The 8,407-nt window shown below is 64.3% G+C and carries 9 protein-coding genes; 5 read left to right on the top strand and 4 right to left on the bottom strand.

The window, feature by feature from the left end; all coding sequences use genetic code 11:
• Positions 1–942, top strand: a 942-nt coding sequence (locus FFS21_RS03370) for a LysR family transcriptional regulator (protein WP_349304710.1), incomplete at its 5' end; no start/stop codon positions are given.
• Between the two features lie 62 nt (positions 943–1,004).
• Here FFS21_RS03370 and FFS21_RS03365 read toward each other — a convergent pair.
• Genes FFS21_RS03365 through FFS21_RS03355 form a run of 3 tightly spaced genes read right to left on the bottom strand, consistent with a single transcriptional unit; the run spans position 1,005 to position 2,825 of the window.
• Positions 1,005–1,151, bottom strand: coding sequence for an alternative oxidase (locus FFS21_RS03365; RefSeq protein WP_249359094.1), 147 nt, complete (start codon positions 1,149–1,151; stop codon positions 1,005–1,007).
• An 18-nt stretch (positions 1,152–1,169) separates the two neighbouring features.
• Positions 1,170–2,420: a cupin domain-containing protein gene (locus tag FFS21_RS03360; RefSeq protein ID WP_137923518.1), complete on the bottom strand. Its 1,251-nt coding sequence runs from the start codon at positions 2,418–2,420 to the stop codon at positions 1,170–1,172.
• 57 nt (positions 2,421–2,477) lie between these two features.
• Positions 2,478–2,825 carry an HdeA/HdeB family chaperone gene (locus FFS21_RS03355; protein WP_160473600.1) on the bottom strand — a complete coding sequence of 116 codons (348 nt, stop codon included), beginning with the start codon at positions 2,823–2,825 and terminating at the stop codon, positions 2,478–2,480.
• A 288-nt stretch (positions 2,826–3,113) separates the two neighbouring features.
• On the opposite strand from FFS21_RS03355, the gene FFS21_RS03350 reads away from it, so the two are divergent.
• The 4 genes from FFS21_RS03350 (at position 3,114) to FFS21_RS03335 (ending at position 6,915) form a co-directional block, all read left to right on the top strand.
• Positions 3,114–4,019, top strand: a complete 906-nt coding sequence (locus FFS21_RS03350) for a LysR family transcriptional regulator (protein ID WP_137923533.1) — start codon at positions 3,114–3,116, stop codon at positions 4,017–4,019.
• A 149-nt stretch (positions 4,020–4,168) separates the two neighbouring features.
• Positions 4,169–4,948, top strand: a complete 780-nt coding sequence (locus FFS21_RS03345; RefSeq protein WP_137923516.1) for an aldolase — start codon at positions 4,169–4,171, stop codon at positions 4,946–4,948.
• Positions 4,949–4,987: 39 nt separating this feature from the next.
• On the top strand, positions 4,988–6,313 hold the full coding sequence (locus FFS21_RS03340) for an MFS transporter (protein ID WP_137923515.1): 1,326 nt from the start codon (positions 4,988–4,990) through the stop codon (positions 6,311–6,313).
• On the top strand, positions 6,310–6,915 hold the full coding sequence (locus FFS21_RS03335; protein ID WP_137923514.1) for a 2-hydroxychromene-2-carboxylate isomerase: 606 nt from the start codon (positions 6,310–6,312) through the stop codon (positions 6,913–6,915). Before FFS21_RS03340 ends, FFS21_RS03335 begins: the two co-directional genes overlap by 4 nt.
• A 187-nt stretch (positions 6,916–7,102) precedes the next feature.
• Here FFS21_RS03335 and FFS21_RS03330 read toward each other — a convergent pair whose 3' ends face one another.
• Positions 7,103–8,407 carry a sigma-54 interaction domain-containing protein gene (locus FFS21_RS03330; protein WP_249359091.1) on the bottom strand — a complete coding sequence of 435 codons (1,305 nt, stop codon included), beginning with the start codon at positions 8,405–8,407 and terminating at the stop codon, positions 7,103–7,105.

The following is an 8,407-nucleotide window of genomic DNA, read 5'->3' as shown; positions in this document are numbered from 1 at the left end:
TTTCTCACGCGCCCCCACGCCCCACGCCCCATGACCGCCGAACTTCCGTCCACCGCCGACCTGCGGGTTTTTGTCCTCGTCGCACAGCAAGCCAGCTTCACGCAGGCGGCACTGCGCTTGCAGGTGCCGCGCTCCACCGTATCCACATCGATCAGCCGGCTGGAGAAGCAGCTCGGTGCGCGCCTGCTGCAGCGCACGACGCGTCGCGTAGTGCTGACGAGTGAGGGCCAGGAACTGCTCGGCCGCAGCGAACGGTTGCTGGAGGAATTCGAGGAACTGGCAACGCTGTTCAGCACAAGCCATCAGCAGGTGAGCGGCCTGCTGCGCGTGGATATGCCGCTCGGCATGGCTGCCGGTGTCGTCATGGCCGCGCTGCCTGAATTCATGGCGCGGCATCCCGCCTTGCAGATCGATGTCTGCAGCACGGATAGGCGGGTGGATGTCATTGCAGATGGGTTTGACTGTGTGGTCCGGGCCGGGAGTGTCGTGGACGAGTCACTGGCATGCCGGCCGATTGGCCAGATGCCGCTGGTCAACGTCGTCAGCCGCAGCTATGTGGCAGCGCACGGCGTGCCCGAGAAGTTGGACGATCTCGCCATGCACTGGCTGATCCATTACATGCCCAACCCGTCGAGCACGCCCATGGGATTCGAGTACGAGGAAGGCGGCGTGACCCGCAGCGTGCCGATGGCCCATCGGGTGACCGTGAACAACAGTGCCGCATACAGCGCGGCATGCCGGGCAGGATTCGGCCTGGCCCAGATTCCGCTTGCCACGGCGGCTCCCGATCTGGAGACGGGTTTGCTTGTCGAAGTGATGACGCGCCACGTACCCGCACCGATGCCGATCAACCTGCTGTATCCACATCGCCGTAATGTTCCGGCCCGTGTCCGTCAGTTCGGGGATTGGTTGAGCGAGAGGCTCGACAACTTGCTGTCCTGAGTGTTAAACCGGAAAGCAAAAACGCCCGCAGCATTGCGGGCGCCTTGTCATGGCGAGGTGGGTCAGGCGGCCTGACTCACACGCTCCGCCCCAGACAACTGGTTCGCATAGTCATGGTTGACATCCCTGTGCCCGACCTCATCGGCGCGCACTGCCAGGACCACATCGCCCGGATAGGGAGGAAAAGGGCAGGAAAATGCCCCGGCCATTCAGCCGGGGCGCCAGACTCACTCGGGCATGATGTCAGGCCGGTCGCGCGGGAACTGCGCGAGGGTTTCGGCGCTGATGTTCAGCGTCTGCATCACCATTTCCGGCGGCGTGTGGGCGAGCCAGTCGGACAGCGAGACTTCCGCGAAGTGATCGGCCTTGAAGACCTCGACGAAGATCAGGTCGGTATCGCCCACGTTCTGCACGTAGTGGCCCAGGCCCTTGCGGACATAGCCGATATCGCCCGCACGGAAGTCGGCAGTCATCGCCTTCGGGCCCGTATCGAACACGGTCACGCGGCCCTTGCCCTTGACGTAGTACTGCCATTCGTCGGCATTCGGATGCCAGTGCAGTTCGCGCAGCCCGCCGGGATGCACGGTGACCAGCGCCGCCGCGATGTTCTTCGAGATATGGAAGTTGCGGCTGTCTGCGATCTGCACCTGGCCGCTGCGGGTTTTGCGCACCGGCACGGAGTCAGAGAGCGAGAACGTCACGGGGAGCGCCGGCGGACCCTTCTTCGACGACGCCGCGCGCTGGGCCGCGGCAAGGGGGCCGGGCTGCGTGCCCTGGAAGATCCACAGGTTATCGACCGGGATGTTCTTGAACGCTTCCACGGGCACGCCGAAGTTGGCGGCCAGGATCTCGGGCGGTGTGTGCGCAACCCAGTCTGTGAGCAGCAGCGTGTTGAATTCCGATGCCATGCCGCTATCGAACGCGATCAGGAACTCGGCGCCCGTGGTGCCCGCCCCTTGCAGCGAATGGGGGAGTCCGGGTGGGAAATACCAGAGGTCGCCGGCCTTCACGTCCTGCACGGAAGGACGGCCTTCCTCGTCGAGCGTGGTGATGCGGCATTTGCCGTCGAGCATGATGGCCCACTCGGCTTGCTGGTGCCAGTGCATCTCACGAATGCCACCTGCGGAGAGCCGCATGTTGACGCCGGAGATGTCCTTGGAAATCGCAAAGTCCTCCTGCGTGACCTCCCGCGCCCAGCCGCCGTTCTGCACGCGCTTGTGCGCGTTGTTGAACGACGCCCAGAACTGCGGCATGCCGTTGACATCGGTAGGCGGCGCGTTCTGCGCGGACGGGAACTGATCCGCCAGCGCGCGGTTCTGCGGGCCTGGGTCAGTGAGGTCCTGCGGATTGCGTGCGTTGATCGCGCCTTCAGGCGGACGATCGGGGTTGCCGAATGTCGCGGCATGCGCCGTGGCGGCCGCGGCGAGCGCGGCGGCCGCCGCACCCATCATTACGTTGCGTCTGGCCAGGTTGGTCATGGTGTACCTCGCGGGAAAGTCAGAGGAGGACAGGAAGCCCTGCGCGGGCTGCGCCGATCAGGCCCCGTTGTAGTTGATCTTCAGCGTCTGGTCCTGCAGCGACTTCTTCACGTGCGTGGCCAGCTTCTGGCCAGGGGCCTTCTTGCAGGCTTCGACAACGTGTTCGACGGTGCGCGGCGTGTCCACCGTGATCTCGTCGTTCTCGCGCACGCCGAGCTTGTCCTTGCTGGCGATCCAGTACACCACGGCGGGCTTGTAGGCCTCGCTGACCGACAGGAATTCCTCGCAGGTCATCTTGAACGGCTTGACGGTCTTCACGTCTGCAGGGGCTGCGGCGCTGGCGATCAGCGGCGTGGCGAGCACGGCGGCGAGCAGGGAGGCGAGGATCGGAGTCGAGGCTTTCATTTGCAGTTCCTTGAAAGTGAATGAGGGAATCTTCGAAGGGAAGGGCATGTCTGCATGGCCATTCCTTGAGACCGATCATAGGAGCGGCGCCGCCACCGACATTGCCCCAATACATGAGCGATTGCCGAAACACATGGTGGTGCCGGGCACGAACCCTGCTATACCTGGCCAGACGTGATTTGATAGGCTGTGGCACGGGTATGTGCGCATTGCAGTGGTGCGCGAGCGCGATACCGTGTTGAAAACAATGACTGAACTGGCGCCGCCATGGCCGCCATCCGCCCCCGAATGGATACACCTGATCGCCTGCTTCGCTGTTTTCTTCGCATTGCCGAACTCAAATCGCTGTCACGGGCCGCCGAGGATCTGGATCAGACGCAATCGGGTGTCAGCAAGCAACTGTCCACACTGGAGGCGCAACTGGGCAAGCCCTTGTTCGTGCGCACCGGGCGCGGCGTGGCCTTGACGGAGGCCGGGCAGAAGCTGCAGGAGGCCATCGAGGGACCGTACCGCGCCATCGATCAGGCCGTCGATGCCATACGCCAGGCGCATGGCACCACGCAGGGCACGGTCAGGCTGGCCATCGTGCATACGGTCAGCTACTACTTCATCGCCGATGTGGTGGCGAGCTTCGTCAGCACGCATCCGAACGTGAACCTTTCGCTGATGGGGCGCAGTTCCGCCGATGTCGTGGCGTTGGTGGAGGGGGGCAAGGCGGATCTCGGCGTGGTCTACGACACGGCCGTGGACACCGCCGCGCTGACCGTGCATCCGCTCTTCGAGGACGAGATGTGCCTGGTGACGCGGCAACCTTCCCATGGCACACCGGCGGAAGACGGGGTGGACCTGCGGGACCATTCGCTGCGTCTCGTCGGTTTTCCGCAAGGCTATGCCTTGCGTCGAATGATCGAGAGCGCGGGGCTGCGGCCCGTGTACGTGACCGAGGCTGAGACCGTGGATGCGATGCTCAAACTGGTCTCCACCGGCGTGGGCGAGTGCATCCTGCCTTGCCGCCTGCCCGAGCGCCTGCTCAATGAATACGGGCTGCACAAGATGAAGATCCGCGCACCGCTGCTGCGCCGCCGCATGGTGGCGGTCACGCACGCCGCGCGCCACGCGCTGCCGCTGGCCGATACGCTGCTGGAATGCGCGCTGCAGGTCGCACGCTCGCTCGACACGCCGACGCAGCCGTGAAGGCTGCTGTGGTGAAAGCCATGACCAACCTGTGACCAGATGAGATAGCTGCTATGAACACCACGTCATAGCACGTGCGAGGTCTGGTTTTCATACTTCTTCCTGCATCGCCGGGTTTCATGCCGGCGAGCCCACCACGGAGAGAAGACATGAACGCCCCCCTCAGAGACAAATCCTATTTCGACACGCGCGCCACGACCGAAATGGCGCAGCACCTGCGCAACAAGCCGCGCACGATGCAGGAAACCATGGCCTATGCCTGCCGCATCCTGGCCATGACCGAGCAGGAAGCCGGCCTGGCCGGGCAGATCAGTGTACGTTCCGAACGTCCGGGCGCCTACTGGACGCTGCGCTTCGGACTCGGCTTCGACGAAGCCACGCCAGCCGATTTCATCGAAGTGGACCGCGATCTCAATACGCTGACCGGCGACGGCATGCCGAATCCGGCTACGCGTTTCCACCTGTGGGTCTATGACGCAAGGCCCGATGTCCATTCGATCATCCACACGCACTCGCCCTGGGCCTCGGCACTTGCCGCCGCGCGCCAGCCGCTGGTGATCGCGCAGATGGACATGACGCCGCTGCACGACGATTGCGCGTTCCTGGGCGAATGGCCCGGCGTGCCCATTGCCGACCAGGAAGGCGTGATCATCTCCGAGGCGCTGGGTGCCAAGCGCGCCATCATCCTCGCGCATCACGGCTACCTCACGGCAGGCAAGAGCTGCGAGGAAGCGACCTACCTCTCCGTCTACCTCGAACGCGCCGCGCGCATGCAGATCCGTGCGCAGGCATTCGGTGCGCTCACACCCGTCGACGACGCACTCGCTCGCGAGGCGCACGACTACCTGCTCAAACCATCCATCGTCAACGCCACGTTTGCGTACTGGGCACGGCAGACGCACGGCATTGCGCCGTTGCCTCCCGCCTGAACCGCCGCTGTTCACCCAGAATCCAAAAGGAGCGTCACGATGAACACCATACCGACCACGCGCTCACGTCGCGCGTATGTCACGGCGGGCCTCGCCAGCATGATGGGCACCACCATAGAGTGGTACGACTTTTTCCTGTACGGCACCGCTGCCGCACTGATTTTCAACAAGATCTTCTTTCCCGCATTCGATCCGCTGACCGGTACGCTGGCGGCCTTCGCCACGTACTCGGTGGGATTCTTCGCCCGGCCGCTCGGCGGCATCGTCTTTGGCCACTTCGGAGACAAGGTGGGCCGCAAGTCGATGCTGCTCATCACGCTGTTCATGATGGGCATTCCCACCATCCTGATCGGCCTGATCCCGTCGTACGAGAGCATCGGATACTGGGGCGCCGTGGCGCTGGTGCTGCTGCGCCTGCTGCAGGGCGTGGCAGTTGGCGGGGAGTGGGGCGGCGCCGTACTGATGGCCGTGGAGCACGCGCCGGAAGGCAAGAAGGGCTTCTTCGGCAGCCTGCCGCAGGCGGGCGTGGCGCCGGGACTCGTGCTGTCCTCGCTCGCGCTGGGCATGGTGGCGACGCTGCCGGAGAAGGACATGCTGACGTGGGGTTGGCGTATCCCGTTCCTGGCCAGCGTGGTGCTGTTGGCAGTGGGCTGGTTCATTCGCGCGAAGGTGGCCGAGTCGCCGGACTTCGAGCAGGTGCAGAAGAAGGGCGACAACGTGGAGATGCCAGCGCTGGTAGTGCTGCGCCGCTACCCGCGCCAGGTACTGACCGTGGTGGGCGGTCGGCTGGCCGAGGTGACGTGGTTCTACACGGTGGTCACGTTCTCGCTGGCCTATGCCACCGGCACGCTCGGTATCCCGAAGACCGTGATGCTCGATGCCACGGTATGGGGAGCCGCCATCGCGCTGTTCACCATGCCGCTGTTCGGCATGCTGGGTGACCGCATCGGTTTCAAATGGGTATTCATGGCGGGTACCGCTGGCATCCTGCTCTTCGCACCGCAGTTCTTCGCGCTGCTGCAGACACTCGATCCGCACAACATCACGATTGCGCTATCGATTGCCATCGGCCTGGTCTACGCTGCCTTGTACGCGCCGGAAGGCAGCCTGTTCTCGGCGCAGTTTCCGGCGGAGGTGCGCTACAGCGGGATTTCGATCGCAGTGCAGGTATCGGGCGCCATCGGCGGGGGTTTGGCGCCTATCGTGGCCACGTCATTGCTGGCATACGGCGGCGGCAATCCCACCTATATCGTGTGGTATCTCGGCATCCTGAGCGTCATCGCCTTCTTCAGCGCGGCCTGCATGCGTGGCTCGGATTTCGTCAGTGCGCCCATCGCGGCAGTCCCTGGGAGCAAGCGCGTATGAACCGGCCCGCCATCGACTATTACTTCTGGATGAATTCGGACTGGGCCTACCTGGGCGCGGACCGACTCGATGCACTGGCCCGTCGCCACGACGTGGAGATTCGCCACAAGCCCGTGGACCTGCCCGATGTGTATGCGCGCACTGGTGGCATGCTGCTGGGAAAGCGCTCTGCGGAACGGCAGCAGTATCGGGTGACCGAACTGGCACGCTGGTGCCGCAAGCTCGGTATCCCGGTCAATCCGCAGCCACGGTATATGTGTCCCAACGCCGATCTGGCATCGCGCATCGTCATCGCCGTGGACGCGCAGAAGCAACCCGTGCTGGAGTTGTACAAAGCGATCCTGCGTGCGGAGTGGTGCGAGGAACGTGACATCTCCTCGGAGCAGACGCTGCGCGAGGTGCTGGCCGATCAAGGCTTCGATGCGGATGCCTCGATTGCGCGCGCAAACCTGCCGGAAATCGAGGCAACGTATCGCCGCAACACGGACGAGGCCGTGGCTGCAGGGGTGTTTGGGTCGCCGTCTTACGTGTTCGAAGGCGAGTTGTTCTGGGGGCAGGATCGGCTGGAGATGCTGGAGGAAGCGGTGGTGGCGCGGGTTTGATGTCCTTGCTCACCGCTTGTGTTGCTCCCCTCTCCCGCATGCGGGAGAGGGGTTGGGGGAGAGGGCGAGCGGTGCAATCACCAACAGGTCGCAATTTGAACTGCATGCCCTCTCCCCCACCCCTCTCCCACTCGCGCGGGAGAGGGGAGCGCATAGCGGCGGGTGTTGGCTTATACGACGTACGCCCTTACCGTCCCCGCTCCAGGATCTTGTAAAGATGCGAGCGCGAGATACGTAGTTGTTCCGCGGCGCGCTTCTTGTTGCCGCCGTTGCGGGTGATGGCGTCGAGCACCGCCGCGTGGGCAACCTCGTTCATGTCCGTACCGATGATCTGCAACGCATCGGCAGGCGGCGTGATCTGCGGTTGCACGACCTCCGTCACAGCGACGTTCCGCGCTGCATCGCCTCGCGCAAAATCCGCAACCCGAAGTGTCTGTCCATCGCAGAACACCAGCGCTTCCTCGATGCGTTGCCGTAACTGCCGCACATTGCCGGGCCATGGTTGCCCCGCGAGGTGGCGTGCCACGTCGTGATCGATCTGCGGCGCCGGCATGCGGTTGCGCGTGCAGAACGCTTCCACGAAGTGCTGCAGCAGCGCCGGGATATCCTCGCGCCGTTGCCGCAGCGCCGGAATGCGCAACACCACGCCGCTGAGGCGGTAATACAGGTCGAGTCGAAAGCGCCCTGCGTCGATCAGTTCCGAGATATCGCGATTCGTGGCCGACACGAGCCGGAAATCCACGCGTTGCGCGCGGCGGCTGCCGAGCCGTTCCACCATATGGTCTTCCAGCACGCGCAGTAGCTTGACCTGCATTTCCATGGGGATGTCCGCGACTTCGTCGAGGAACACCGTACCGCCTGCTGCCTGTTCGAGCTTGCCCGCCTGTCCCTGCCGCTGGCTGCCCGTAAACGCACCGGGCGCATAGCCGAACAACTCCGATTCGATCAACGTGGCGGGCAGGGCGGCAAGGTTCAGACTGACCAGCGGACGCTCACCTTGCTGTGCGTCGTTGCCCGCCGCATGAATCGCACGCGCCACCAGTTCCTTGCCCGTACCGCTTTCTCCGAGGATCAGCACGGGCACATCGAGCCGTGCGACGGTCTGTATTTCTCGCCGCAGCCGCTGCATCGGCGCGCTCTCGCCGATCAGGCCGAGGGAGGGCGCATCGTTGCGCACGCCCGGCACGCTGGCGAGAACGTCGCGCAGCACGGTCTCCGGTTCCGCGCGATGCAACACGATCAGCCGGCAAGCGCTGTCTTCGAGACACACGCCAACGTAGCGTTGGTCGTTCACCGTGACGGAGAAAAGCGTGCGGCCATCCTCCGCGCGATCTGCAGTGCGGAATGCTGCTTCGGTGGCCGCCGCAACGGTGGCGTCTGCGCAGAGGCCCATGGCAAAGCGCGGCTGCTGCGGATCGAGGGGATAGGCAAGCACGCCAAGTGCCGGTGCGGCCTCCTGTGTCGATGTCTTCGGTGTAGTCAATGCGGACAC

Origin of the sequence: Cupriavidus sp. 2SB (genome assembly GCF_005503625.1) — a bacterium.
Lineage (GTDB): Bacteria > Pseudomonadota > Gammaproteobacteria > Burkholderiales > Burkholderiaceae > Cupriavidus.
Note: the sequence above shows the minus strand (reverse complement) of the source record. Positions and strands in the feature narration are given on the sequence as shown.